Here is a 25800-nt window from a genome sequence, read left to right on the forward strand (position 1 = left end):
CAAACCTGGCGGAGGGCTGTAACTCAGACCTGAGGGCGCGGGTGCCGGGGTCCCGCCACCGCCACCCCCACCGTCACCGCCACCGCCACCGCAGGCAGAGAGCAGGAGGACGAACGATAGGATTGCCGCGCGCGCAGCGGTGATCTTGAACAGGTCCATGTCAAAACCTTCTGCGTGTTCGTCTGCGGCAAGTAATGTGAGAAGTGTCGCCGCGAGCGCTGACTATATCGCGTGCAAATCAAGGAACGAAGGCTGTCCTTCGATCATCCGGCGGCAGCGCGCTCAAGCTGCCCATCCTTAGCCCATCACCACCTGCTCGGGCTCGTTCACGAAGTAGCCCTGAATGAACTCGATGCCGAGCTGCCACAGCACGGCCATCGTGTTCGCATCTTCCACGCGCTCCGCAATCGTGCCGATGTTTCGGCCCTTGGCCTGATCGACCAGTTCGCGCACGCGGCCCTGCAATGCTTGATCCACGGCGAGACCTTGCATCAGCGTGCCGTCGACCTTGAGATAGTCGATGGGCAGATGCGCGATCAGTCGTTGCGGATCGCGGCCGGTGCCGAAGTGTTCGATGGCGAAGCGGTAGCCGATCTTGCGCAGGCCGTTCGCCAGTTCGCTGGTGTCGGCCAGATATTCGGTCGCGATCTGCTCGCTGACCTGGAAGGCGAGGCGGCCCGGTTCGATGCGCGATGACTTGAGCTGATTCAACAGCCACTGCAGCAGCGACTTGTCGCGCACCGAGTCTTTCGACAGGCGCACGAACAACTGTTTTACCGGGCGGCTGGCAATGAAGGTCATGGATGCGCCGATGACCCAGCGATCGATGTTCTTCATTAAATCGTTGCGTTCGGCGGCGGCCATGAATTCGCCGGGCAGCAGCTCTTCGCCTTGCTCATCGACCATGCGCACCAGCACGTCGAACATGCCCTTGTCTTCGCCGAGCAGGCTGGCGATGGGCTGTTGCATCAGGCGGAAGCGATTTTCCATGAGCGCGGCGCGGATGCGCTTGACCCACAGCTCGTCTGCCGCTTCGCGTTTGGTGTCTTCCTCGCGATGATCGACGATGTTCACTCGCGCGCCGCCGGCAGTTTCGGCAGCACGGCGAGCGGACAGCGCATCGGCGATCGCGCTGCTGGCGTTGGGCGAGCGGGCATCGATCAGGCCGACGCCGACGCTGCAGGTGCAGGAGATTTGTTTCTCACCGAGACGGAACACCTGCGTGCCGACTTTGCGGATCAGGTTCGTTGCCCACACTTCGACGTCGCGGGCGGTGCCGCGCTCCATCAGCAACACCAACGTGCCGTCGCCGAAGCGGCCCACCAGATCGGACGCCTGACGCGTCTCGGAGACCAGGCCGGCGAACTGGGCAATGAAATCTTCGACGACCAGCGGGCCGATGTCCTCGGCGATGGCGTCGAGCTTGTCGGCTTGAATCGCAACCAGCTCGCGCACGCCCGCCTTGATGGGCTGCGCCAGCGCTTTCTTCAGATGCTCGATGAAGAACTTGCGCTGCAAGGCGCCGGTGCTGGCGTCGCGCTCCAGCGCTTCGGTGAGCTGATCGTTGAGATTGCCGGACTCACGTTTGCGCGCAGCGAAACACAGGCGCACGGCCGGTTCGCCTTCGAACTCCGTGCGCGACAGCTCCATTTCCAGCGGCACACTCGAGCCATCGTTCAACAGCGCATTCGCTTTGAGCGTGTGATTGGACCATTTGCCTTGCAGGCAGGCGACCAGCGCTCCCTTGAGCGCAGCGTGCACTTCGGCTTCGAACGCATCCATCAACGGCGTGCCGACCAGCGCATCGGCATCTTTGAATCCATACAGATCCAGCCATGCCGGATTGGCGTCGACGATGATGCCTTCCTGCACGTGGGCAATGGCGTCGGCGGAGCCGGCCATGAAAGATTTCAATTGATCGCGATACTCACGCGCCGAGCTGATGGTGCTGTTGAGCGCGCGGGCCTGGCGATTCGCTTCGAGCTCGCGGGCGACGACGCCCCGCAAGCGACTGGGATTCATCAACGTGACGACGTCGCGCGCGCCCTGTTGCATGGCGTTGGAGATGATCTCCTCGTCGACCTGATCGCGCGCGAACAGCACCGGCACATCGGCGCCGTACTGTTTGGCCACCGTCATGACTTTGGTCATGTCGGCCGGGTCCGGCCCGACGAACGCGACCAGCATGTGCGCATTGATCTGCTGCAAGGCTTCGCCGAGGTCGGTCAGCTCCTTGATCCAATTGCAACGCACGGCCATGCCGGCATTACGCAGGTTGCTGTTGATCGCCTCGACGTTGTCCTGATGACGGGTCAGGACGATCATCGGCACGGCGCTAGATTCGGCCAACGTTCTGCTCCAACAAAAACTTCGCTTCAGGGCCTACCACCGCGGTCTTCGCGGCAGCGCCGGCGACCTCCCGCACCAGCTTCGGCACGAGATACCCGGGGAGCTGTGTCGTCAGCTCCCGGTGAAGCTGTAGCGCCCGGGCTTCGGGCAGGTCGAAATGCGCGGCGCCCCGCACCTTGTCCAATACATGGAGGTAATAAGGAAGGACGTGCGTCTCGAATAGCGCTTCACTTAATTCGGCCAGGGTGTCGACGTTGTCGTTCACCCCTTGGAGCAGCACCGACTGGTTCAGGAGTGTGACTCCGGCCGCCGACAATTTCGCGCAGGCGTCACGGACCGAGGCGTCGATTTCTCGGGCGTGATTGGCGTGCATGACCACTACTTTCTGCAGCCGTAGCCCCTGCAGCCAGTCGAGCAAGCCGTAATCGACGCGTTCTGGCAGCACGATGGGGTAGCGGGTATGGACGCGCAGGCGGCGGATATGAGGGATTGCCTGAAGCGCATCGGTCAGTTGCTTGAGCCTGCGATCGCTCAGGCTCCAGGGGTCGCCGCCGCTCAGGATCACCTCGCTGATGGTCGGGTCGGCGCGCAGGTGCTCGATGGCGCCGAGCCAGCCCTGTTGTAAGGCTGACTCTTCGCCATAGGGGAAATGTCGGCGAAAACAGTAGCGGCAATGCACGGCGCAGGCGCCGGTGGCCACGAGCAGCGCCCGGCCCCGGTATTTATGCAGTAATCCCTGAGCGGCACGGCGGTCCATGTCGCCGACCGGGTCGGTGACGAAGCCCTCGACGACCTCGGTTTCCGCGCCAACCGGCAGGATTTGCAGCAGCAACGGATCGTTCGGATCGCCCTTGCGCATGCGGGCCACATAGCTGCGGGGCACGCGCAGAGCGAAGTCTTTCGCGGCGTCCACCGCGGGCAGGACCAGCGCCGGATCGAGCTCCAGCAGGGTGCACAGCTCCTGAGGATCGGTCACCGCGTCCGCCAGCAATTGCTGCCAGCCGGGTCCATCCGACCCTTTTCGGGCCGCGGAAGCGAACGGAATGGGGTCGGCCGAATGGGCCAACTGGTTTGCGTAGGAGGTTGCGGCTATCATCTGCGCCCTTTGCCGGGGACCCCGTTGGATCACGGGGCCGGTCCATTTTCGCAGACTTTCAGCCGCGGTGCCCAATGGCCAGTTACTCAACCAATGAATTCAAGTCGGGCGTCAAGATCTTGCTCGAGGGTGTCCCGTACTCCATCGTCGAGAACGAGATGGTCAAGCCCGGCAAGGGCCAGGCGTTCAATCGCGTCAAAGTGCGCAATCTGAAGAACGGCAAGGTGACCGAGCGCACGTTCAAGTCCGGCGACACCGCCGAGGCCGCGGACGTGGTCGAAACCGAAATGCAATATCTCTACACGGACGGCGAGTTCTGGACCTTCATGAATCCGGAGTCGTTCGAGCAGTACACCGCCGGCAAGGAAGCGCTGGGCGACGGCGCGATCTGGCTGAAGGACGGCATGAACTGCACCGTCATGCTGTGGAACGGCGAGCCGCTCAACGTGACGCCGCCGGCTCACGTCGAGCTGAAAATTGTCCAAACCGACCCGGGCCTGCGCGGTGACACCGCAACCGGCGGCGGCAAGCCCGCCAAGCTGGAGACCGGCGCCACGGTGCGCGTCCCGTTGTTCATCGACGAAGGCGAGTACATCCGCGTCGACACCCGCACCGGCGAGTACATCGCTCGCGCCAAGGCGCCCACCTAAGCGTCAGCAGTTTCCCGCCGAAAGCAAAGATCACGTGGCGGCGAGCAGCGCCGCCACGAAAGCTTCCAGTCCCTGTCGATCTTCCTGATCGAATCGCGCCAGGCTCGGGCTGTCGAGGTCGAGCACGCCGAGCAACTCGCCGTTGCGAATCATCGGCACGACGATTTCCGAATTCGACGCTGAATCACACGCAATGTGGCCAGGGAACTCGTGCACGTCGCGGACGACCTGCGTCTTGCGTTGAGCCGCGGCGGTTCCGCACACGCCTTTCCCCATCGCGATGCGCACGCACGCGGGTTTTCCCTGAAATGGACCGACCACCAGCTCGCCGTCCTTGAGCAGATAGAAACCCGCCCAGTTCAAATCCGGCAGCGAGTGATAGATCAACGCGGCGCTGTTGGCCAGATTCGCAATCCAATCCGGCTCGCCGGCGATCAAACCGCGCAGCTCCTCGACTAGTTGCCGATAAAGCACTGACTTTGGTTGGGTCGGGTCGATGTGGCTCTCGTGCATGGCGCGGCTCGAAGATTACAAGTGAGCCCATTGTACTCCGCAGTGTGATCCTGCTTCTTCAGCAAAGCAGTCCACGCGTGTACGCTGCGCGAGGCTCAGTAACAAACATCAGCGGACGAACTATGGAGCCGGGAGTCAGCCCCGAGCCTGCGCCGCCCAGCGCGGCCCTCGATCCCACAATAGATCATCCGGATTCCGCCGGAATCGTGCGACGCGATCTGCCGCCTGGAGAGATCATCGGGCGCTATCGGATTGTGCGCCTGCTCGGACGCGGCGGCATGGGGTCGGTGTATTTCGCCGAGCGCGCCGATGAAGAGTATCAACAGTCGGTGGCGTTGAAGGTCGTCGAGTGGTGTCCCGCTGTCACGGATCTCGCCGGGCGCTTTCGCGCAGAGCGCCAGATTCTCGCTCGCCTTTCGCACGAGAACATCGCACGCCTGCTCGATGGCGGGCAGATGCCGAACGGCACGCCGTATCTGGTGATGGAGCACATCGCTGGCACGCGCATCGATCATTACTGCAAGCTCGGCAGGCTCAGCACCGAAGCCAAGCTCAAGTTGATGCAGCAGGTCTGCGCGAGCGTGCAGTACGCGCACCAGAACCTGGTGATCCATCGCGACCTGAAGCCGTCGAACATCCTGGTGACCGATGAAGGCGTTGTGAAGCTGCTGGATTTCGGTGTCGCCAAGCTGCTGAGCGCGGATCAGGGCGCCGATCATTCGATGACCCAACAGATCGACCGCGTGTTGACGCCGGATCACGCCAGCCCCGAGCAGTTGCTCGGCCAACCGGTGGGCACGACATCCGACATCTATGCGCTGGGCGTGTTGATGTATGAGCTGTTGAGTGGCAAGCGCCCGTTCGAGTTCGCAAACCTGTCGTTGAGCGAGATCACGCGAATCGTCGGGCTCACCAGCCCCGCACCGCCGAGTGCACGGATTCGCACCGAGCCGGACAGACGCGGACTCGCTGCTGAATTGCGTGGCGATCTCGACAACATCGTACTCAAAGCCATGCACCGCGATCCGAACCGCCGATATGCGTCCGCGGCAGCGCTCGCGGCGGATATTCAGAATTATCTCAATGGCAGGCCGGTGCACGCCCGGCCGGACACCTGGACGTATCGCACCCGCAAGTTCTTGCGTCGAAACGTCTGGGCCGTCAGCGGCGCGGCGGCGTCGGTGTTGATGTTCGCCACTGTCATTGCTTTCTACACCGAGCGGCTTTCAGAAGAGCGCGATATCGCGCAACGCGAGCGCAAGGCCGCCGACACTGTCGCCGAATTCATGATCGACGTGTTCCGTCGGGCCAATCCGAACGAAACGCGCGGCGCTGAAGTCACAGCGCGCGATGCGCTCGACGCCGCCGCCGCTCGCGTCGATCGGGATCTCACGAACGAGCCGCGACTGCGGCTGGCGCTCATGCGCAAGATGGGGCAGTCGTACAGCGGCTTGGGATTGATGCCGGAAGCGCTGGGCTTGATGGAGCGGCAAGTCAGTGTCGCGCGGGAGCTGTTCGGCGAGACCGATGTCGAGTTGGCGCGAGCGTTGGAAGCGCTCGGCCATGTGCATCACTCGATGTCGAAGTTCACGCTCGCCGAGCAGGCCTTTGGTGAAGCCGAGCTGATCCGAATTCGCCTGGGTCTGGAGCACGATGCCGAATGGGCTCGCTTGCTGCACTCCATCGCGGCGAACCTGCGCGCCGAACAGCGCTTTCAGGACGCGATCAAATATCACTTGCGAGCCGAGGAGGGCGCGCGAGCGCTGCCCGAGTCTGAGCGCGCAACGCTTGGCAACGTGTTGCAAGGTCTTGCGTTTACGTACGGCGAGTCGGGTGATTACGCGAATGCCGAGCGCTACGCGCGCGAAGCCTTGCCGCTGCTCGAAGGCGCGGTCTATGAAGGTCATGACCTGTACGCCAATGGCCTGAATACGCTGGCTCACATCCTGCGTCGGCAGTTCAAACTCGAGGAGGCCGAGCCGTTGTTTCGTCGCTTCGTCCAGCGGCAGACCGAGATGCTCGGCAAGAATCATTTCCTGGTAGCGCGTGCGCAGAACAATCTCGCGACGCTGTTGCGAGCGAAGGCTGACTACGACGGCGCCGAGAACGCGCTGCTGGAGGCACTGCGCATTTACCATTCGGGTCGCGAGCCGGATCAGCTCGACCTCGCCATCTCGCACCACAATCTCGCGGGCGTCTACCGCGAGGCAGGCGATTTCGCGCGTGCGTTGGAGCAGGCAGATCGGGCGGTTGCGCTGAAGCGTGATGCGGTCGGGCCGGGTAGTCCACAGCTGGTCAGCTCGTTGCTCGAGAAATCGGGAGCCCTGCGCGAACTAGAAAGATTTGCGGAAGCGCGCGTCGCGCTGGCGGAAGCGGAAACGATTGCGGCTCAGCGCTTCGATCAGAAGGATCGGCGTCACGTGATGATTACTATCGAACGGGGTCGCTTGAATCTCGCCAGCGGAAAAACCACGGAAGCGAGCAAGGATCTCGAAGACGCTGTTGCGAGCCTGCGCAAGCAGGACGAACCAGTACGACTGGCCGAAGCACTCTGCACATTGGCTGAGATTCGCTCGAACGCCGGTGACGGTGACGGCGCACGAGTGTTGCTCGACGAGGCCGAGACTTTGCGTAGAAAGATCATGCCGCCGGCGCATCCTGCACTGGCAGCAGTACAACGTCAGTTGCGGGCCCTGGACTTAACTCAGTCTGTCGCCCCGTAAGCTCGAGCGAGTTGTCGCGGGCTGCGTCGAGTTGCGCTTTCAGGCAATCATCGTGCGGCTTCGGGCACCCTGTGCCGCAGCCCATCGGCAATAATGCTCAGCGATGATTCGTTGAGTATCGAGGTCACCACCATGCAACAACGTAAATTGGGTTCTCAAGGTCTGACGGTGTCCGCGCTCGGTCTGGGCTGCATGGGCATGGCTCAGGTCTACGGCGCGAGCGACGACGCCGAGTCCATCGCGACCATTCACCGCGCCCTCGAGCTGGGCGTGAATTTTTTCGATACGGCCGAAGTGTATGGGCCGTACATCAACGAAGAGCTGCTCGGCAAAGCGCTCGAGGGCAAGCGCCAGCAGGCTGTGATCGCGACCAAGTTCGGTTTCGATTTGACCGCGAAGGATCGCCTCGGCGCCGTCAACAGCCGTCCGGAAAATGTCTTCAAGGTCGCGAACGAAAGTCTGCAACGCCTCGGCACCGATTACATCGATTTGTTTTATCAGCACCGCGTCGATCCGGCCGTGCCGATCGAGGAGACGGTCGGTGCGATGGCGGAACTGGTGAAACAGGGCAAGGTGCGTTACCTGGGCTTGTCCGAGGCGGGCGCAGCGAATATCCGTCGCGCGCACGCGGTGCATCCGATCTCGGCGCTGCAGAGTGAATATTCGCTGTGGGAGCGCAACCTCGAGCCAGAGATCATTCCGTTGATCCGCGAGTTGGGCATCGGTCTGGTGCCGTATTGTCCGCTGGGCCGCGGCTTCCTCACGGGCAACGCGCCGCGTTTGGAGACGACGATCGAAGGCGATTTCCGTCGTCGCGATCCGCGCTTTCAGGGCGAGAACTACGATCGCAATCTGCACCTCGTCGAAGAAGTGAAGGCGGCTGCCCGGAAGAAGGGCGTGACCGCAGCACAGGTGGCGCTCGCCTGGGTGCTGCAGAAAGGCAACGACATCGTTCCCATCCCGGGCACGAAGCGTCGCAAATATCTCGAAGAGAACGTGGCCGCCGCGTCGATCTCGCTCTCGCCGCAGGAGATGCAGCAGCTCGACGCCCTCGGCGGCGAACAGGTCGCAGGTCCGCGCTATAACGACACGTTCATGAAGCTGGTCGACCGCTGATCAGGCCCGATCGAACGGGAACGCGAGCACGGCGTCGATATGTTTGGCGCCGGTCGCGCACATCACCAGGCGGTCGAAGCCCAAGGCGACGCCGGAACACTCCGGCAGCCCGTGTTCGAGCGCCGCGAGGAAACGTTCATCGATCGGCATCGGCGGCAGGCCGCGTTTGGCGCGCTCGGCGAGATCGCGTTCGAACCGGGTGCGCTGCTCGGCTGCATTCGCCAGCTCGTGAAAGCCATTGCACAGCTCGAGCCCGTCCATATATGCCTCGAAACGGGAGGCGACGGGTCCGCGAATTTGCGCAAGCGCCGCTTGCGAAGCGGGATAGTCGTAAATAAAGGTCAAACGATCGTGACCGAGCTGCGGCCCGACCAGGATGCCCATGATCAGGTCCAGGCACGCGTCGCGATCGTTCTTCACATCGCGCGGCACTTCGATTTCGGCGCTTTCCAGCCGTGCGATCAGCACCGCGAGCGGATCGTCGAACGGATCGATGCCAGCGTGCAAATGCACCGCTTCCCGATAGGTGAGCCGTTCGGACCGATCGAACGCGCGCGACGGCGGCAGCATCGTACCGATCAAGCGCTCGACATCCGACATCAAGGCGTGATGGTCCATGCCGAGCCGATACCACTCGATCATGGTGAACTCGGGATTGTGCGAGCGGCCGCTCTCGCCGTCGCGATACACCTTGCAGATCTGCCAGATGTCGCCGCAGCCCGCGGCGAGCAGGCGTTTCATCGCGTACTCGGGCGATGTCTGCAGGAAGGTCTGGCGGCCGATGGTGGTTGCGGCGACGCTGGCCAGATGCACATCTGTGACGGCAGCTGAGCTGATTGTCGGCGTGTCCACTTCTAGCGCACGAGTGGCCGTGAAGTATTCGCGCGCGGCTCGCAGCATCGAGGCGCGAATTTCGAGCGTCGCAATGGCCGCGGTCGGACGCCAGTGCTTGTTCATTGCAGGACTCGAGCAATGGGGCGGCCGAGCTGCACGGTCGTGTTCGGGTGCAGCGACGAATCCCAGTGGATCCGGCCGCGCTCGAACAGCAGCACGACGGTCGAGCCCATGTTGAAGCGGCCGAGCTCTTCGCCTTTGTCGAACTCGCGGCCGACACCCTTGGCGACGATCTCCGGACGTTTGTTTCGTCGCGGCGGCGGATTCACTTCCCCACAGTGCACGGTCTCGATGCTGCCGACGTGCAGCGCGCCGACCAGAATGACGGCGACTCGACCGACCGGCGTCGTGAACTCACAGATCAGACGCTCGTTACGAGCGAACACTCGGGGCACCGCGCGCGCGGTCGATGCGTTCACGCTGAACAATTCGCCCGGCACGTAGATGTTCTTGACGGCCTCGCCCGCGTACGGCATGTGAATGCGATGATAGTTGTACGGCGCGAGATAGATGCACGCAAAGCTGCCGTTGCGATAGGTCGTGATGGATTCCTCATCGCCGGCCAGCAGTTCCTGCAGCGTGTAGTGCTGGCCCTTGGCCTGCAGGATCGATTCGTTCAGCAGCTCGCCGACCTGGCTCACCGTGCCATCGACCGGACTGACGATGAATTCCTGCTCGATGGCGATCGGGCGGGCGCCGGGCTTGAGCGCGCGAGTGAAGAAATCGTTGAACGTGCGATAAGCAAATGGATCGGGCTGCGCCGCCTCGGCCATGTTGATATCGAACAGGTTCAGGAAGATGCGCAGGAACGTGTTCTTGACGAACGTCGACTGGCTGCGCGTGATCGCATAGATCGCGCGTGACATCAGATGTTTGGGCAGGACGTACTGAAGCGCGGCGAACAGCCGGTCGCCAGTACTGACGGCGGGGACTTCTGTCATGAGACTGGCTGGGCGGCGACGATGCTGCGGTAGTCTTCGGCAATGATGGACACTTCGTGCGGCGTCGAGGACAAGGCTCGTAGTGCGCCGTTCGGATCGACCACGAAAATCGCCGCGGAATGATCGACGGTGTAATTGCCGCCGGGCTGCTCCGAGATCGCCACCGGCACGCCCAACTTGAGCGCGAATTCTTCAACGGCCGCCTGGTCGCCGGCGGTGATGCCGGTGAACGTCGGGCTGAACGATTTCACGTACTGCGCCAGTCTCTCGGGCGTGTCGCGCTTGGCATCGACGGACACGAGCACGATGTGCGGCCGCTGCTCAGCCGGCAGATCGGTGAGCTTCTTTTCGACCTGGGCCAGCAGCGCGAGCGTCGTTGGACAGATGTCGGGGCAGTAGGTGAAGCCGAAAAACAAAATGCTCCAGTGGCCGCGCAGCTGCTCCGGCCCGAACGACTGACCGTTCTGATCGACGAACGCCATCGGCGGCAGCGGCCGGGCCGGATCGATCAACGTGGCCTTGGCCAGGGTCGGTCCCCCGGAGCGATCCAGCAGCGCGCGCGACAACAGCATGCCTGCCGCTATCGCTACAATAGCGACCAACGCCGCGAGTCCTATCGATTTTGCTCGACTCATTTGTCTCCTCGTGGTGCGAAGTATCGCATGCCCGCCAAGAAATCCGCCTCCAGGAAGTCCACCCCGAAACTGCGCGCCGTCCCGGCACGATCGAAAGCGACCTCGCCGGTCGCCGGCGCGCCGGAGCCTGCAACAGTTGCACAGCTGATCAGCTTCGCCGCCGAACGCTTTGCGCACGCCGAGCTTTGGTTCGGGCACGGCACCGACAATGCCGTCGACGAGGCCGCCGAGCTGGTGTTTTTCGCGGCCGGACTGCGGCACGACGAAGCCGAAGAAGTGTACGGCCAGACGCTCAAAGCTGCGCAGCGAACCAAGGCCCTGGGCCTGATCGAGCGGCGCATTCGCGAGCGCGTACCGGCCGCTTATCTCACGCATCGCATGTGGTTCGCGGGCCATGAGTTCTATGTCGACGATCGTGTGCTGGTGCCGCGCTCGCCGATCGCGGAGCTGATCCAAGCGCGCTTTCGTCCCTGGATCGATCCCGGCAAGGTCCGCCGTATTCTGGATATCGGTACGGGCTCGGGCTGTATCGCAATCGCGAGCGCGCTGGAATTTCCCAAGGCCAAGGTCGACGCGGCAGATCTGTCGCCCGAGGCGCTCACGGTGACGCGCAAGAACATCGAGCGTCATGCCGTTCAGGAGCGCGTGCGGGCGGTGAAGTCGGACGTGTTCGACGGGTTGAAGGGCGAGCGCTACGACGTGATCGTTTCCAATCCGCCGTATGTGGGCGACGAAGAGCTGGCGGGCTTGCCCGAGGAATATCGCCGCGAGCCGGCGATGGGCTTGCACGGCGGGCGCGACGGGCTCGACATCGTGCACCGGATCATCGATCAGGCGGCGGCGCACCTGCAGCCGCACGGAATATTGATCGTCGAAGTGGGCAATACCGAGGATGTGCTGGTCGAAGCGCGGCCTCGAATGCCGTTCACCTGGCTCGAATTCGAGCGCGGCGGCGGCGGGGTCTTCCTGCTTACCAGAGAACAACTCGTCGCAAAGTCATAAAAAAGTCTGTAAATCGCGCGCAGGGCGCAGCGCGGGCCGGTGCGGTCTGTGGGTAGAATCACGGCTTGCTCAAATTTGACGAACGCGCGCGCTTCCCATGTCCGGCAACACCTTAGGCAAGCTCTTCACTGTCACCACTTTCGGCGAAAGCCACGGGCCCGCGCTCGGTTGCATCGTCGATGGCTGCCCGCCGGGACTGGAATTGTCGGAAGCCGACATTCAGCCGGAGTTGGAGCGACGCCGCACCGGCACCTCGCGTCACACCAGCCAGCGCAAGGAGCCGGATCAGGTGAAGATCCTGTCCGGCGTGTTCGAAGGCCGCACCACCGGCACGCCGATCGGGCTGCTGATCGAGAACGCCGATCAGCGCTCGCGCGACTACGAAAAGATCAAAGATCGTTTCCGCCCCGGGCACGCGGACTACACCTATCAGCAGAAATACGGTTTTCGTGACTATCGCGGCGGCGGACGCTCCTCGGCCCGCGAGACGGTCATGCGTGTCGCCGCCGGCGCGATTGCTCGCAAATATCTGCGCGAGCGCCTCGGTGTGAGCATTCAGGGATACCTCGCGCAGCTCGGACCGCTGGTGCTCGAGCCGAAGTCGTTGGCGACGGTTTACGACAATCCGTTCTTCAGCCCCGACCCGTCGCGGTTGGAAGAGCTGGAGGAGTACATGGTCGCCCTGCGTCGCGAAGGCGATTCCGTCGGCGCGCGAGTCAACGTGATCGCGAGCGGTGTGCCGGCGGGGCTCGGCGAGCCGGTATTCGACCGCCTGGACGCCGAGATCGCCTTCGCCATGATGAGCATCAACGCGGTGAAGGGCGTGGAGATCGGCGCCGGCTTTGCGAGCGTGAGCCAGAAGGGCAGCGAGCATCGCGACGAGATCACGCCGCAGGGCTTTCTCTCCAACAATGCCGGCGGCGTGTTGGGCGGCATCTCCTCGGGCCAGGACATCCTGGTGAGCATCGCGCTCAAGCCCACGTCCAGCATCATCGTGCCGGGGCGCTCGATCGATGTGGATGGCAATCCGGTCGAGGTGGTCACGACCGGGCGCCACGACCCGTGTGTAGGACTGCGTGCCACGCCCATCGCCGAGGCCATGCTGGCGCTGGTGCTCATCGATCATTACCTCCGACAGCGCGCGCAGAATGCCGACGTGCGCTCCAAATTCGCGCTCGGGACGCTGCTTCCGGGCGGCGATTGAGGTAGTGTGCGCGGCCCTATTTACTGAACGTAATACTGGCCATTCGGCATGGGGCGGGATGGCAGCATTGGCGAGCAACTGAGTCTGGAGTCATGAGCAAGCGTTGGAATGTGGCGGTTTTGGGTGCGACTGGTCTGGTCGGCAGCAACATGCTGTCGATTCTGGAACAGCGCAATTTTCCCGTGGGCGAGCTGTATCCCCTGGCGAGCGCCAAATCCGTCGGCAAAACCATTCGCTTCAAAGGCAAAGACATTCCAGTGCTGGACGTCGAAACATTCGACTTCAGCAAGGCGCAGGTCGGGCTGTTCTCGGCGGGCGCCAGTGTTTCCAAGGTGCATGCCGTGCGCGCCGGCCAGGCCGGCTGCGTCGTGGTCGATAACACCTCGCAGTTCCGCTATCAGGATGACATCCCGCTGGTGGTCACCGAGGTGAATCCGCACGCGATCGCGGGCTACAAGAAGCACAACATCATCGCCAACCCGAACTGCTCGACCATGCAGATGCTGGTGGCGCTGAAGCCGTTGCACGATGCCGCCGGCATCGAGCGCATCAATGTGGCGACCTATCAGTCGGTATCGGGCGGCGGCCAGAAGGCCATCGACGAGCTGCAGGGCCAGACCGAGACCCTGCTCAAGGGCGGCGCCGTGACCCCGAAAGTGATTGCCAAGCAGATCGCGTTCAACTGCGTGCCGCAGATCGACGTGTTCCTGGACAACGGCTACACCAAAGAAGAGATGAAGATGTTCTGGGAGACCCAGAAGATCCTCGAAGACAAGAGCATCAAGGTGAATGCCACGGCGGTGCGGGTGGGCGTGTTCGTCGGCCACTCCGAAGCGGTCAGCATCGAGACCAAGCGGAAGCTGACCGAGGGCGAAGCCAGGGAATTGCTGAGCAAGGCGCCTGGGGTGGTGCTGATGGACGAGCGCAAGCCGGGCGGGTATCCAACACCCGTCACCGAGGCCGCCGGGACCGATCCGGTGTTCGTGGGACGCATCCGGGAGGACATCAGTCACGACCGGGGTCTAAATCTGTGGATTGTGTCCGATAACGTTCGCAAGGGAGCAGCGTTAAATAGCGTCCAAATCGCCGAGATTTTGGTGAAAGAGTATTTGTAAGCTATAGTTGCACGCCTAAGGTCAAGAAGCACATGAGCTTTTCATGGTCTTCGAGGCGCGGCGTGCTAGTCATCTGTAGCAAGGGCGCTTGTCATAAGGTCGTTGCATAACGTCTTGGGGCAAGCTCCCTAAAATAGCTAAAGGATGCTTCGGGACACGTACCGGGAGTGCTGATGAGAAGACACCTGCCGCGCCTGCTGCTGACGGGCGCCCTGCTGTCCCCTGCGACGCTGTATGCGCTGGGTCTGGGGGAGATCCGCCTCAATTCCGCCCTGAATCAGCCTTTCGATGCGGAAATCGAGCTGCTGGCTCCGACCGCGGAGGAACTGGGCAGCCTGAAGGTCACGCTCGCTAGCAACGACGTGTTCTCCCGCTATGGCATCGACCGTCCCGCGTACCTGAGCAACTTCGACTTCTCGGTCAGCCGCAACCGCGACGGCAAGGCCGCCATCAAGGTCACCTCGAATCGATCGGTTACCGAGCCGTATGTGACATTGCTGGTCGAGGCGAGCTGGGCCCGAGGTCGGCTGGTTCGCGAGTACACCGTACTGCTCGATCCGCCGGTGTTCATGCCATCGCAGAACCAGGCGCCTGCTCCGGTCACGACGCCGCAGTCGGCGACCACCGCGGAAGGTCGCATCGAGCGTGCTCCGACTCCCGCACCCGAACAAGCTCCTGCGCCGACGCCGCGCGCCACGACGCCGGCTCCCGAGCGCACGCCTGAGCCAACGGCTCAGCGCACCGAAGAACCATCGGGCGATCAGCAGGTCATTGCATCGCCGGGTAGCGAATACACCGTTCAGCGCAACGACACGTTGTCGAAGATCGCGGCCGCCGCGAATCCCGGCAACCGTCGCGTCAACAACCGCACGATGATCGCGTTGTTCCGCGCGAACCCAGACGCGTTCAGCGGCAACAACATCAATCGTCTGCGCGCCGGCAGCGTGCTGCGCATTCCTGAATTGGCCGAGATCGAAGCGATCTCCACCGACGAGGCCTCCGCCGAAGTGGCGCGGCAGACGGCGGAGTGGAGCGGCGGCGTTGTCGCCGACACCACGCCCGAAGCCGATCGCCTGCGCCTGGTGACGCCGCAAGAAACCCCGACTCCGCCGACGCCGGCGCCGAGCTCGCAGACGCAGGCTCAACAGCAGCCGTCGCAGTCGGCCGCTCCGGGCGCGCCGGCAGCCTCGGATCGTCGTCTCGAAGTCGAAAACCCTGGCTTGGCCCAGGCTCAACGCAATGTCGAGCCGACGCCTGCCGAGCAGCCGCCGGTCGAGCAGACGCCGCCGACGGAAGCTCAGGCACCGACGCCCGCCGAAGAGCCGACCCCGACTGCTGAAGAGCCGGCTGCTGCCGCGGAACCGGCGCCGCAAGCGCCGCGCGCTGAGGCTCCGGCTGCTCCCGAGCCGACGCTGGCAGAACGTATCGGCGAATACGCGTGGGCGCTGGTCGTGCTCGGCCTGGCCATCGTGGGCGGCTTGTTCTTCATGCGCCGCCGTCGTGAGGCCGAAGAGGAATCGCTCGATTCGTTGGATTCGCCGCTCGCCTTCGAGCCGCCGTCGGAGCGTCCGGCCCGTGCGCTCGCGCCGTCGAGCAAAGGTGGTCGCGCCGATGCGTTCCTCGTGGAAGGCGAGGACGACGCTGGTCTGGTGAAGACCAACCTCGACGAGGATCTGGACTTCGACGCGCCCGCTCCGACCACACGTCGCGAGCCGGGTCGTGGCTTCGAGCCTGCGGCTGCCGCGGCTCCGGCCGCTGCTCGTGCTGTCGAAGACACGATGAGCAGCGAGTCCGCGGTCCGCTTCGATCAGCAGGACGCGCTCGCCGAGGCCGACTTCCACATGGCGTACGGTCTGTACGACCAGGCCGCAGATCTGGTGAAGATCGCCATCGATCGCGAGCCGGCGCGCCGCGACCTGAAGTTGAAGCTGCTCGAGATCTACTTCGTCTGGGGCAACAAGGATCTGTTCCTCGACACCGCGCGCGATCTGTACGAGTCGCGTGCCGAAGCGGCGCCCGGCGAGTGGGACAAGGTCGCGATCATGGGCAAGCAGATCGCCGCCGAGAACGAGATGTTCCAGGGCGAGGCCAGCCCGGTCGATCTGGTCGACGTGAACCTCGAAGGCGGCGAGAACCGCGTCGATGTCGATCTGTTCGCCGAGCCGAATGGCGAAGAGCGCCAGGGCCTGGATCTGGAGTTCGCAAGCGGCGAGCGCCGTGGCCCGAACGACGCCACGCAGGTCGCCAGCGAGCTGGACTTCCTGCTCGATGAGCCGAACGACGACGACACGCAGGAACAGCGCACGCGTGAAATCGACGCGCTGGCCCGCACGCAGGAAACGCCGACCATCGAATCGCCGATGATCGATCGCAGCGCGCAGACCGTGCGCGAGAAGATCGACCTTGCGCTGTCCAACAAGGGCTCCAGCACCGGCGATACCGCCGAGCTGTCGATCGACGATCTGGGCCTGGATGCCGATTCGCTCGACCAAGGCCGCGCGCTGGAAGACACGCATTCCCTCGACAAGGACACGATCGAAGACGTGCGTCCGTTGCGCGACGACGAGATGACGCAGCTGGCGCCGTCGCTGAGCAGCTTCGATCGCACCATGGAAGCGCCGCGAGTCGCGGAGCGCTTCGATGGCGACATCGAGAGCACCGGCACGATCTATATCGATCAAGTGGATCTGAGCGGCGCCGGTGGCGACACCGCCGAGCATCCGCGCCCCGACATCGACTCGACGGCGTCGCTGAAGAAGCCGCTGGCGATGACCGACATCGACCTGGATCTGGAGGATCTGAGCGATGCGCGTCCGGGCTCCGATACCGTGCGTGATGTGCGCAAGGACGAGGATATTTTCTCGAGCGACGTGTTCGGCAACGACGAGCGCACGCGGGAAGTGTCGCGCGGCGGCGGTCTCGATCTCGACGTGGGCGACCCGCTCGGCGGCGACGATCACGAGCCCACGCAGCGTCAGGCCACCCACGCGCTGACCACGGAAATGGAGCTGTCCGAGCTCGAGCCGGTGACCATGAGCGAAGTCGGCACCAAGCTCGACCTGGCTCGCGCCTACATGGACATGGGCGACCCGGACGGCGCCCGCAGCATCCTCGATGAGGTGCTCTCGGAAGGTAATCCGAGCCAGAAGCAGGAAGCCCAGCGGCTGATGGACTCGATCCGCTAGTCGACCGTACGACACCGGCCCCCGCTCGTGGGGCCGGTGTTGATTTCGCTATCCTTCGCCTTCCGAGCCGCTTTCTCGCGGCTGACACGACTTTCCTGAATGCCCCGAATCGCCCTCGGCATCGAATATGACGGTAGCAGCTTCGCCGGCTGGCAATCGCAGGAGCACGCCTGCGGTGTCCAGTCCGTGGTGGAGAAGGGCTTGTCTGTGGTTGCCGATCATCCGGTGGAAGTGGTTGCGGCCGGCCGCACCGATGCCGGCGTGCACGCGGCGATGCAAGTCGTTCATTTCGATACGCCGGCCGAGCGCACCGAGCGCTCCTGGATGCTGGGCGCTGTCTCGAACATGCCGAAGACGGTCAGCGTCCTCTGGGCGCGCGAAGTACCGGAAGGATTCCACGCCCGATACTCAGCAGTGGCGCGTCGCTATCGATACGTGATTCTGAACCGCGTGCCGCGGCCGGCGCTGAACGCCGAGCGAGTGGCCTGGATCCGCGAGCCGCTGGACGAGCGGCGGATGCACGAGGCCGCTCAATACCTGGTCGGCGAGCACGATTTCTCTTCGTTTCGCGCCGCGCAGTGCCAGGCGCGGACGCCGATGCGCAACCTGCATGAAATCGCAGTGACGCGGCATGGCGAACTGGTCGTTCTGACGGTCTGCGCGAACGCCTTCCTGCACCACATGGTGCGGAACATCGCGGGCGTGCTGATGGCGATCGGCACCGGCGAGCGGCCGTTGGACTGGACCGCGCAGGTTCTGGCGTACAAGGATCGGAAGCTGGGCGGCGTCACCGCCGTGCCGAACGGGCTGTACCTGGCGGGCATCCGGTATGCCCCGGCCTTGAATCTGCCCAGTGAGCCGGAATTCAGTGTTTTGGCGCCTACGGAAGCTGGGAGCAGTCGAGTTCCCTGACCTCAGCCGGTTTGCCGCTGCAGCTGGATGCTCCGATAAACGAAGTTGCCGACTTTGAGGGTTGGCAGTCGATCGGCGAGTTCTCCGGCAACTTGCCGGCAGGTTCCGGACCAAGTATAGATGCACCCCTCTAAATTCAGGCTGTCACCATGACCTGGTTCGAAAAGATCATGCCTTCGCGGATCAAGACCGAGCGCCGTACGCGCTCCGTCCCCGAAGGCCTGTGGATGAAGTGCTCCGCCTGCGACGCGGTCCTGTACCGCGCCGAGCTGGAGCGCAATCTCCACGTTTGTCCGAAATGCGGTCATCACATGCGCATTGGCGCGCGCGATCGCCTGGAAGCGTTCCTCGATCCGGAAGGGCAGGTGGAGCTGGCCGACAACATCGAGCCGGAAGATCCGCTCAAATTCCGCGACACCAAGAAGTACCGCGACCGCGTGCAGGCCGCGCAGAAGACCACGCAGGAGAAGGACGCGCTGATCGTCATGACCGGCACGTTGATGGGCGAGCCCGTGGTGGCGTGCGCGTTCGAGTTCTCGTTCCTCGGCGGCTCGATGGGCTCCGTTGTCGGCGAACGTTTCGTGCGCGCGGCCGAGCATTGTCTCGAGCATCGCAAGCCGCTCATTTGTTTCTCGGCCAGCGGCGGCGCGCGTATGCAGGAAGCCCTGTTGTCGCTGCTGCAGATGGCGAAGACCAGCTCCGCGCTGGCGCGCATGGCGAAGGAGCGCTTGCCGTACATCTCCGTGCTGACGGACCCGACGACCGGTGGCGTTTCCGCCAGCCTCGCGATGCTCGGCGATGTGAACATCGGCGAGCCCAAGGCGCTGATCGGTTTTGCCGGTGCGCGCGTCATTCAACAAACCGTGCGCGAGACGCTGCCGGAAGGTTTCCAACGCAGCGAGTTCCTGCTCGAGCATGGCGCGCTGGACATGATCGTCGACCGTCGCGACATGCGTGAGCGCATCGCCGGTCTGCTGACCATCTTCTTGCACAAGCCCGCACCGCAGCCCAAGGTCGCTGCCTGAGCATCGTTTGATTCCGATCGGCGGCGTCACCGGATGCCGCCGATATTTTCCGTTGGCACGGTGGCAGTTCCGCAATGAGATCCTTGGCCGATTGGCTGCGCTGGCAGGAAACGCTGCACCCGAGCGCTATCGACCTCGGTCTGGAGCGCATGCACCGCACGTTGCAGCGGCTGCAGTGGCGGCAGCCGTCCTGCCCGGTAATCACGGTCGCAGGCACCAACGGCAAAGGCTCCACGGTCGCGCTCACCTCGCAGATTCTTCGTGCCGCCGGCTATCGCGTCGGCACGTTCACCTCGCCGCATCTGATTCGCTACAACGAGCGCATCGTCATCGACGGGCGCGAGGCGTCCGATGAGTCGCTGGTCGCCGCGTTCGAGCGCATCGATGCGGCGCGCGGCAGCGACACGCTTACCTTCTTCGAATTCAACACCCTCGCCGCACTGCTGGTGTTCGAAACCGAGCGTGTCGATGCGATGGTGCTCGAAGTGGGGCTCGGCGGACGTCTCGACAGCGTCAACGCGGTCGATGCCGACGTAGCCATCGTCACCTCGATTGCGCTCGATCATTGCGACTGGCTGGGCTCGGATGTGGAAAGCATCGGTCGCGAGAAGGCTGGCATTTTCCGTGCGGGAAAGCCCGCGATCTTCGGCTCGCGCGACATGCCGGCGTCCATCGATGCGGTCGCGGGCGATCTCGGCACACCGTTGTACCGCCTCGGTCGGGACTTCAACTGGCGGCCTGAGGGCGAAGGCTGGTTCTGGCGCGGCCGGCACTCGAGTTACAGCAAGCTCCCACGACCCGCGCTTCACGGCGAGCTGCAGTTCGACAACGCGGCTGCCGTGTTGTGCGCGATGGAATGCTTATCGTCGCAGCTGCCGATCACGCGCGAAGCGATCGAGACGGGTCTGCAGAAAGTGACACTGCCCGGTCGCTTTCAAGTGGTGCGCAGGCGCGAGCCAGCGGATGTCGAGTGGATTCTCGATGTCGCACACAATCCCGCCGCGGCACAGGCGCTCGCCGGGCAACTCGCATCGCGGCCCTCGAGCGGACGAACCATCGCCGTGTGCGGCATTCTCGGCGACAAGGACATCGAAGGCATTGCGACCACGCTGCGCGATTCGTTCGATGCGTGGGTCATCGTGGGGCTGCAAAGCGCTCGGTCGGTGCCGGTCGACGACTTGGCGTCGCGACTTGCCAATACGGGCGCGAGAATTGCGAAGACCGCCGCAACTGTCGCAGAAGGCTGCGAAGTCGCGCAGACGATGGCGAGCGCCGGCGATCGCATCGTCGTATTCGGCTCGTTTCTCACCGTCGGCCCGGCGCTGGAATGGTTGCAAGCGAGAAGTTGACGTTCAGGCGTTGACTTAAATGTAGTTGGCCGTGTCGTTCGCACGCCGCGCCTTTTATACTTCGCGCCGTGGAACGCCCTGTTAAAGAACGCTTGATCGGCGCGGCTGTGTTGATGGCCGCGGCCATCATCCTGATTCCCGAGATGCTCTCGGGACCCGGCCGCGATTCCGCCGAGCAACCGGCGCAGGCGGCGTCAGAGGGTGAGGGCAGCGGCGAGGCCGCGATCAAGACCTACACCATCGATCTGAACAAGGCCCCCGGCTCGCAGCCGCCGACGCCGGTCGAGCAAACGGACAACCGCGCGCCACCGCCTGAAGAAACACCGCCGGTTGAAATGCCCGCGCAACTGCCTGCGGAGCCGCCAGCCGTGACTCAGGCTTCCCCTGAACCGTCTGCGCAGATAACACCTGCACCCGCCGAAACCCCGAAGCCGGCGCCGCGCGAGACGCCGCCGAAACCTGAGCCAAAACCTGAATCGCCCAAACCGGAGCCGCGAGCCGTTGCTTCTGCCCCGGTCGCCCCCAAGTCGGCCGTTCCCACGGGCAAAGGCTGGGCGGTCCAATTGGCAAGTTATGCCAGCGAGGCGACGGCGGAACGGGTCATGAATGAATGGCGCGGCAAGGGTCAAAGCGCATTCGTCATGCCGGTAACTACGGGCGGCAAGACGCTTTACCGAGTCCGTATCGGCCCCACCAAGGATCGCGCCAGCGCCGACGCGGTATTGAAGGTGGTAAGAGCTTCCATACCGAGCGCCGCCGTGGTGGCGCATCCGTGAGGAAAAACGGCCGGGAAGGCTGTGCGCGTGAAATGAGCACGGCTGCGGTCATCCGGCGGGACCGCTCTTGTGATTGTGCGCAGGCCGTTGTTTCCAAACTGCGCCGCGCTGATAGAATCCGCGCGCCCCAGGTCGCGAGGCCGTAAATCGTTGTTGCGCTTATGAATGGTGCTGACTACCTGATTCTCGGCGTGCTGTTTCTTTCGATGTTATTGGGGTTCATCCGCGGATTCGTCCGAGAAGCCATTGGCGTGATCGCCTGGCTGGGCGGTCTGTGGCTCGCCTGGCGTTATGCTCCGATGGTGGAGCCGCTGCTCGCCGGCAGGGTCGGCGATCCACCGGTAAGCACCTGGGCCGCGCGCACGCTGATCGTGCTCGCAGTGTTGATCGTTGGCTGGATCGTGGCGGGCCTGCTCAGTTACCTGCTGAGGCATTCGGGCCTGAGCATCATGGTGGACCGCCTGCTCGGGCTGGTCACCGGCTTCGTGCGCGGCGCGGTGGTCGTCGCGGTGTTCGTGTTGTTGGGACAGTTCGTGCAGCTCACCAGCACCAGCTGGTGGAAAAGCTCGCAGCTGATCCCATACGCATCGGAAGCGGCGGGTTGGCTGCAGTCGTTTGCGGAGACCGGCATGAGCGTGCTCGATAAGCAGGCTCAGAAGGGTTCCGCGTTGAGCAAAGCAGGAGTCTGAGCATGTGTGGCATCGTTGGCATCGTCGGACACAGTCCGGTCAATCAACAGATCTACGACGCGCTCACGGTCTTGCAGCACCGTGGTCAGGATGCCGCGGGCATCATGACGTACCACGACGGCGAGCTGTTCATGCGCAAGAAGACCGGCCTGGTGCGCGATGTCTTCCAGGAACAGCACATGCTGAAACTGAAAGGCAACGTCGGCATCGGCCACGTGCGCTATCCCACTGCGGGCTGCGATAGCGCCTCCGAAGCGCAACCGTTCTTCGTCAATTCTCCCTACGGCATCTGCCTCGGCCACAACGGCAATCTCACCAACACCGCGGAGCTCGCCGAAGTCCTGACGCGTGAAGATCTGCGTCACCTGAATACCACCTCGGACTCCGAAGTCCTGCTCAATGTGCTCGCGAGCGAGTTGTCGCGTGTGCGCACGCCGCGTGCTTCGGCTGCGGACATTTTCTCCGCCCTCAGCGCTGTTTATCGCCGCGTACGTGGCGGTTTCGCTGTAGTCACGATGATCGTCGGTCACGGCCTGCTCGGCTTCCGCGATCCGCACGGCATTCGTCCGCTGGTGCTCGGCAAGCGCGATTCCGCGCAGGGCCCTGAGTACATGCTGGCGTCCGAGAGCGTGGCGCTCGACATGCTGGGCTTCACGCTGGAGCGCGATGTGAATCCGGGCGAGGCGGTGTTCATCGATGAGCACGGTCGCTTGTACTCGCAGCAGTGCGCGCCGGCGGCGAAACATACGCCGTGCATTTTCGAATACGTTTACTTCGCGCGGCCCGATTCGAAGATGGACAATATCTCCGTGCACAAAGCGCGGCTGCGCATGGGCGATCTGCTCGCGGAGAAGATCAAGCGTGTCTGGGCGGATCACGACATCGACGTGGTCATCCCGATTCCGGACACGAGCCGCACGGCAGCCGTGCAGGTCGCGCAATTGCTCGGCGTGAAGTACCGCGAAGGCTTCGTGAAGAATCGCTACATCGGCCGTACGTTCATCATGCCGGGACAGGAGCAGCGTAAGAAGTCCGTGCGTTCCAAGTTGAACGTCATCGACCTCGAGTTCCGCGGCAAGAATGTGCTGCTGATCGACGACTCCATCGTGCGAGGCACGACGTCCGCGCAGATCATCGATCTGGCGCGCGAGGCCGGTGCTCGCCGCGTGTATTTCGCGTCGGCCGCCCCGCCGGTGCGCCACGCCAACGTCTATGGCATCGACATGCCGACCGCCTCCGAGCTGGTCGCCAGCAACAAGACCGAAGAGGAAGTCGCCAAGTCCATCGGCGCCGACAAGCTGATCTATCAGGACCTCGACGACCTGGTACGCGCATGCTTGCACCACGACTCTCACATCGAGCAGTTCGATACTTCGTGCTTCTCGGGCGAGTACGTCACGGGCGACATCACGCCGGCGTATCTGCAGCGCCTGGAAGACGAGCGTTCGGATCAGGCCAAGGCAAAGCGTCGTGCGTCGCCTTCGCTGAAAGCCATCCGCGCAGTGTGATCGACTGGCCGGCAATGTGAGCTGACATCATGGCTCTGCCTGCCGGCCCGGCCTCCCGACCGCTCGCAGCGGCGTCCGCTACGCTGGCGCCGCGTCTCATGATCGTCACCGATCACATCGAGCTGGCGCGCGCGCTCGAGCACCACATTTCCATCGTCTGGTCGGATGCCGAGTGCCGCATTCACGCGCCGCTCATTTCCGGGCGCTTGCACTCGGGGTTCACGGCCGTGGGTTATGACGCCGTATTGCTCGACGGCCGCAGCGAGCGTGGGCGAGGCGAGGAGTGGTTGGAGAACTTCCTCTATCGTCCCGGTTTTCCGCCCGTGATCTATCTCGCGCCAGGCGACGATCCTGCGCTCGCTGGGCGCGTTGTCGAACGAGGCGCTGTCGAATGTGTCGTGCGTGAGCGCATCGATCATCGACTATTGGCGAACTCACTCCGCGATGCCGTTCAGCGTCGTCGCCAGGAGCTGGCGTTGAGGCGTACCAGCGCGCAGGCTCAGCAGCTGTCGCGCTTCGGGCCGGTGAGCATTCTCGGCCATCGTTTCATTCGCGAGCTCGCCATCGGCGGCACGTCGATGGTTTATCTCGCCGAGAGCGAGCGTGCCGGCGAGCTGGTCGTGTTGAAGGTGCTGCGCGATGCGCCGGAAACGGGCGATCAGCACATGCAGTTCTCGCGTTTCCTGCAGGAATACGAGCTGATCTCGAAGATCCGCCATCCCAACGTGGTGCGCATCTACGACCTGGGCATTTCCGACGATCACGCCTACATCGCCATGGAATATTTCCAACGCGGCGATTTGCGTGGGCACATCGCGAAAGGCATCGAGCCGCGGCAGGCGCTGCAGTATCTGTCGGAAATGGCGGCGGCGTTGCAGGTGGTGCACGAGGTCGGTGTGCTGCACCGGGATCTGAAGCCGGGCAACATCATGGAGCGCGCCGACGGCTCGCTCGCCATCATCGACTTCGGGCTCGCCAAACACACCGAGGTCAATGTGGAGATGACGGGCACGGGCGAAATCTTCGGCACGCCGTACTACATGAGCCCGGAGCAGGGCCACGGCCAGTCGCTGGACGAGCGCAGCGACCTGTATAGTCTGGGCGTGATTTTCTACGAGATGCTGACGGGCAAGAAACCGTTCCTCGCGCCGACGCCGATGGGTGTGATCTATCTCCACGGCAATGCGCCGCGCCCCGAACTGAGCGGGGAGCTTGGTATTTATCAGCCGCTGCTGAGCAAGCTGCTGGCCACCGAGCCGGCGGAGCGGTTTGCGTCTGCGCGCGAGTTGTTGGCTGAGATACAGCAGCTCGAGGCTGCGCACGCATGAACGCCGCGACCAGAGATAACAAGATTGTGGCTGCGCGTAACGGTGGCGAAGAAGCGTTGCGTGCAGCCGATAGTGCGGCTCACGATGAGACCGGCGTATCTGGCGCGCCGACGCGCTTTGCTGGCGTCCTGCTGGCTGCGACTCCGGCTCGTTGGTTCGAGGTTGCGTGCGAGCGCTGGCGCGAGCTGCTGGTCGATCATGCCAATTGTGAGAAGAAGGCTGCGTCCACCGCGCTGAGCTTGATCTTCTCCTATCCCGAAGACATGGCGCTGACAGACAAGCTGTCTCGCTTGGCCCGCGAAGAGCTGCGCCACTTCGAGCAGGTGCAGAAGCTGATGCAAGAGCTGAATGTTCCGTTCGCACGCATGCAGCCGTCACGTTACGCAGAAGGTTTGCGATCGGCCATCAGTCGCGCCGAGCCGGCGAGGTTGCTGGATTTGTTGTTGTGTGGTGCGCTCATCGAAGCCCGCTCCTGCGAGCGCTTCGAAGGACTGGGGCCGATGTTGTCCGAGCCGCTGCGTGGCTTCTATACAGGTCTCGCTGTTTCAGAGGCGAGGCATCAAAGTTTGTATCTGCGCCTCGCAGAACAACGAGCCAACGACATCGACTGGCGCGCTCGCCTGCAGCAACTGGCAACTATTGAAGCTGAGCTCGCAACATCGCCGGACCCGCAGTTCCGCTTCCACTCCGGCCTGCCCGCAACCTGAGTAAAGCAAGCGCTGCAAACGGACAAGAAGTTCAGCAAGGGAAGAAGAGCCCGCATCTACACCGACCTTGCGGCGGCGCTCCC

General features: G+C 63.5%; 20 protein-coding genes and 1 pseudogene. 15 read left to right on the forward strand and 6 right to left on the reverse strand.

Annotation, left to right across the window (positions count from 1 at the left end):
• Positions 1-297: 297 nt before the first annotated feature.
• Positions 298-2349, reverse strand: a complete 2052-nt coding sequence (locus tag EK373_RS12350) for an EAL domain-containing protein (RefSeq protein ID WP_129642940.1) — start codon at positions 2347-2349, stop codon at positions 298-300.
• A complete protein-coding gene (gene epmB, locus EK373_RS12355) occupies positions 2336-3445 on the reverse strand; it encodes an EF-P beta-lysylation protein EpmB (RefSeq protein WP_129642941.1) in 1110 nt (369 codons plus the stop codon). Before epmB ends, EK373_RS12350 begins: the two co-directional genes overlap by 14 nt.
• 74 nt (positions 3446-3519) lie before the next feature.
• Here epmB and efp point away from each other — a divergent pair, with 74 nt between their 5' ends.
• Entirely contained in the window at positions 3520-4095 is a 576-nt protein-coding gene (gene efp, locus EK373_RS12360; protein ID WP_129642942.1) for an elongation factor P, read from the forward strand.
• Between the two features lie 30 nt (positions 4096-4125).
• On the opposite strand, the gene EK373_RS12365 is transcribed toward efp, so the two are convergent.
• Entirely contained in the window at positions 4126-4608 is a 483-nt protein-coding gene (locus EK373_RS12365) for a GAF domain-containing protein (RefSeq protein WP_129642943.1), read from the reverse strand.
• Between the two features lie 206 nt (positions 4609-4814).
• Here EK373_RS12365 and EK373_RS12370 point away from each other — a divergent pair, with 206 nt between their 5' ends.
• The gene (locus EK373_RS12370; RefSeq protein WP_198683239.1) at positions 4815-7331 is read left to right on the forward strand and encodes a serine/threonine-protein kinase; all 2517 of its coding nucleotides are present in this window, start codon (positions 4815-4817) and stop codon (positions 7329-7331) included.
• 132 nt (positions 7332-7463) lie between these two features.
• On the forward strand, positions 7464-8447 hold the full coding sequence (locus EK373_RS12375; protein ID WP_129642945.1) for an aldo/keto reductase: 984 nt from the start codon (positions 7464-7466) through the stop codon (positions 8445-8447).
• On the opposite strand, the gene epmA is transcribed toward EK373_RS12375, so the two are convergent.
• From epmA to EK373_RS12390, 3 genes are read right to left on the reverse strand one after another with little or no spacing between them, the layout of a single operon-like run.
• Complete coding sequence (epmA, locus tag EK373_RS12380; protein WP_129642946.1) at positions 8448-9404, reverse strand: EF-P lysine aminoacylase EpmA; 957 nt, start codon at positions 9402-9404, stop codon at positions 8448-8450.
• A complete protein-coding gene (gene asd / locus EK373_RS12385) occupies positions 9401-10282 on the reverse strand; it encodes an archaetidylserine decarboxylase (protein ID WP_129642947.1) in 882 nt (293 codons plus the stop codon). Before asd ends, epmA begins: the two co-directional genes overlap by 4 nt.
• Complete coding sequence (locus EK373_RS12390; RefSeq protein WP_129642948.1) at positions 10279-10917, reverse strand: SCO family protein; 639 nt, start codon at positions 10915-10917, stop codon at positions 10279-10281. Before EK373_RS12390 ends, asd begins: the two co-directional genes overlap by 4 nt.
• A gap of 27 nt (positions 10918-10944) precedes the next feature.
• On the opposite strand from EK373_RS12390, the gene prmB reads away from it, so the two are divergent.
• From prmB to miaE, 12 genes and pseudogenes are all read left to right on the forward strand, one after another.
• Positions 10945-11919 (forward strand): 50S ribosomal protein L3 N(5)-glutamine methyltransferase, encoded by a 975-nt coding sequence (gene prmB, locus EK373_RS12395; RefSeq protein ID WP_129642949.1) that lies wholly within the window; start codon positions 10945-10947, stop codon positions 11917-11919.
• Positions 11920-12016: 97 nt separating this feature from the next.
• Entirely contained in the window at positions 12017-13123 is a 1107-nt protein-coding gene (aroC, locus tag EK373_RS12400) for a chorismate synthase (RefSeq protein ID WP_129642950.1), read from the forward strand.
• A gap of 92 nt (positions 13124-13215) precedes the next feature.
• The gene (locus EK373_RS12405) at positions 13216-14238 is read left to right on the forward strand and encodes an aspartate-semialdehyde dehydrogenase (RefSeq protein ID WP_129642951.1); all 1023 of its coding nucleotides are present in this window, start codon (positions 13216-13218) and stop codon (positions 14236-14238) included.
• A 173-nt stretch (positions 14239-14411) separates the two neighbouring features.
• Entirely contained in the window at positions 14412-17423 is a 3012-nt protein-coding gene (locus EK373_RS12410; protein ID WP_129642952.1) for a FimV/HubP family polar landmark protein, read from the forward strand.
• A gap of 99 nt (positions 17424-17522) precedes the next feature.
• Positions 17523-18335: a tRNA pseudouridine(38-40) synthase TruA gene (gene truA / locus EK373_RS12415; protein ID WP_129642953.1), complete on the forward strand. Its 813-nt coding sequence runs from the start codon at positions 17523-17525 to the stop codon at positions 18333-18335.
• A gap of 149 nt (positions 18336-18484) precedes the next feature.
• A pseudogene (gene accD, locus EK373_RS12420) lies at positions 18485-19339 on the forward strand (acetyl-CoA carboxylase, carboxyltransferase subunit beta); the annotation flags it as partial.
• A gap of 95 nt (positions 19340-19434) precedes the next feature.
• Positions 19435-20709, forward strand: a complete 1275-nt coding sequence (gene folC / locus EK373_RS12425) for a bifunctional tetrahydrofolate synthase/dihydrofolate synthase (protein ID WP_129642955.1) — start codon at positions 19435-19437, stop codon at positions 20707-20709.
• 68 nt (positions 20710-20777) lie between these two features.
• Positions 20778-21485, forward strand: coding sequence for an SPOR domain-containing protein (locus EK373_RS12430; protein ID WP_129642956.1), 708 nt, complete (start codon positions 20778-20780; stop codon positions 21483-21485).
• Positions 21486-21646: 161 nt separating this feature from the next.
• On the forward strand, positions 21647-22174 hold the full coding sequence (locus EK373_RS12435) for a CvpA family protein (protein WP_129642957.1): 528 nt from the start codon (positions 21647-21649) through the stop codon (positions 22172-22174).
• Between the two features lie 2 nt (positions 22175-22176).
• The gene (gene purF, locus EK373_RS12440) at positions 22177-23682 is read left to right on the forward strand and encodes an amidophosphoribosyltransferase (RefSeq protein WP_129642958.1); all 1506 of its coding nucleotides are present in this window, start codon (positions 22177-22179) and stop codon (positions 23680-23682) included.
• A gap of 29 nt (positions 23683-23711) precedes the next feature.
• A complete protein-coding gene (locus tag EK373_RS12445; protein WP_129642959.1) occupies positions 23712-25010 on the forward strand; it encodes a serine/threonine-protein kinase in 1299 nt (432 codons plus the stop codon).
• Positions 25007-25717, forward strand: a complete 711-nt coding sequence (gene miaE, locus EK373_RS12450) for a tRNA-(ms[2]io[6]A)-hydroxylase (protein WP_129642960.1) — start codon at positions 25007-25009, stop codon at positions 25715-25717. Before EK373_RS12445 ends, miaE begins: the two co-directional genes overlap by 4 nt.
• The last annotated feature ends 83 nt before the right edge of the window (positions 25718-25800 follow it).

It is taken from the genome of Peristeroidobacter agariperforans, from assembly GCF_004138335.1.
In the GTDB taxonomy this organism is placed as follows: Bacteria; Pseudomonadota; Gammaproteobacteria; order Steroidobacterales; family Steroidobacteraceae; genus Steroidobacter; species Steroidobacter agariperforans.

Bases quoted from the DNA above. Each gene is read 5' to 3' on its own strand.
- epmB (WP_129642941.1), bottom strand. From the start codon at position 3,445: ATGATAGCCGCAACCTCCTACGCAAACCAGTTGGCCCATTCGGCCGAC.
- efp (WP_129642942.1), top strand. From the start codon at position 3,520: ATGGCCAGTTACTCAACCAATGAATTCAAGTCGGGCGTCAAGATCTTG.
- EK373_RS12365 (WP_129642943.1), bottom strand. From the start codon at position 4,608: ATGCACGAGAGCCACATCGACCCGACCCAACCAAAGTCAGTGCTTTAT.
- EK373_RS12375 (WP_129642945.1), top strand. From the start codon at position 7,464: ATGCAACAACGTAAATTGGGTTCTCAAGGTCTGACGGTGTCCGCGCTC.
- epmA (WP_129642946.1), bottom strand. From the start codon at position 9,404: ATGAACAAGCACTGGCGTCCGACCGCGGCCATTGCGACGCTCGAAATT.
- asd (WP_129642947.1), bottom strand. From the start codon at position 10,282: ATGACAGAAGTCCCCGCCGTCAGTACTGGCGACCGGCTGTTCGCCGCG.
- EK373_RS12390 (WP_129642948.1), bottom strand. From the start codon at position 10,917: ATGAGTCGAGCAAAATCGATAGGACTCGCGGCGTTGGTCGCTATTGTA.
- prmB (WP_129642949.1), top strand. From the start codon at position 10,945: ATGCCCGCCAAGAAATCCGCCTCCAGGAAGTCCACCCCGAAACTGCGC.
- aroC (WP_129642950.1), top strand. From the start codon at position 12,017: ATGTCCGGCAACACCTTAGGCAAGCTCTTCACTGTCACCACTTTCGGC.
- EK373_RS12405 (WP_129642951.1), top strand. From the start codon at position 13,216: ATGAGCAAGCGTTGGAATGTGGCGGTTTTGGGTGCGACTGGTCTGGTC.
- EK373_RS12410 (WP_129642952.1), top strand. From the start codon at position 14,412: ATGAGAAGACACCTGCCGCGCCTGCTGCTGACGGGCGCCCTGCTGTCC.
- truA (WP_129642953.1), top strand. From the start codon at position 17,523: ATGCCCCGAATCGCCCTCGGCATCGAATATGACGGTAGCAGCTTCGCC.
- folC (WP_129642955.1), top strand. From the start codon at position 19,435: ATGAGATCCTTGGCCGATTGGCTGCGCTGGCAGGAAACGCTGCACCCG.
- EK373_RS12435 (WP_129642957.1), top strand. From the start codon at position 21,647: ATGAATGGTGCTGACTACCTGATTCTCGGCGTGCTGTTTCTTTCGATG.
- purF (WP_129642958.1), top strand. From the start codon at position 22,177: ATGTGTGGCATCGTTGGCATCGTCGGACACAGTCCGGTCAATCAACAG.
- EK373_RS12445 (WP_129642959.1), top strand. From the start codon at position 23,712: ATGGCTCTGCCTGCCGGCCCGGCCTCCCGACCGCTCGCAGCGGCGTCC.
- miaE (WP_129642960.1), top strand. From the start codon at position 25,007: ATGAACGCCGCGACCAGAGATAACAAGATTGTGGCTGCGCGTAACGGT.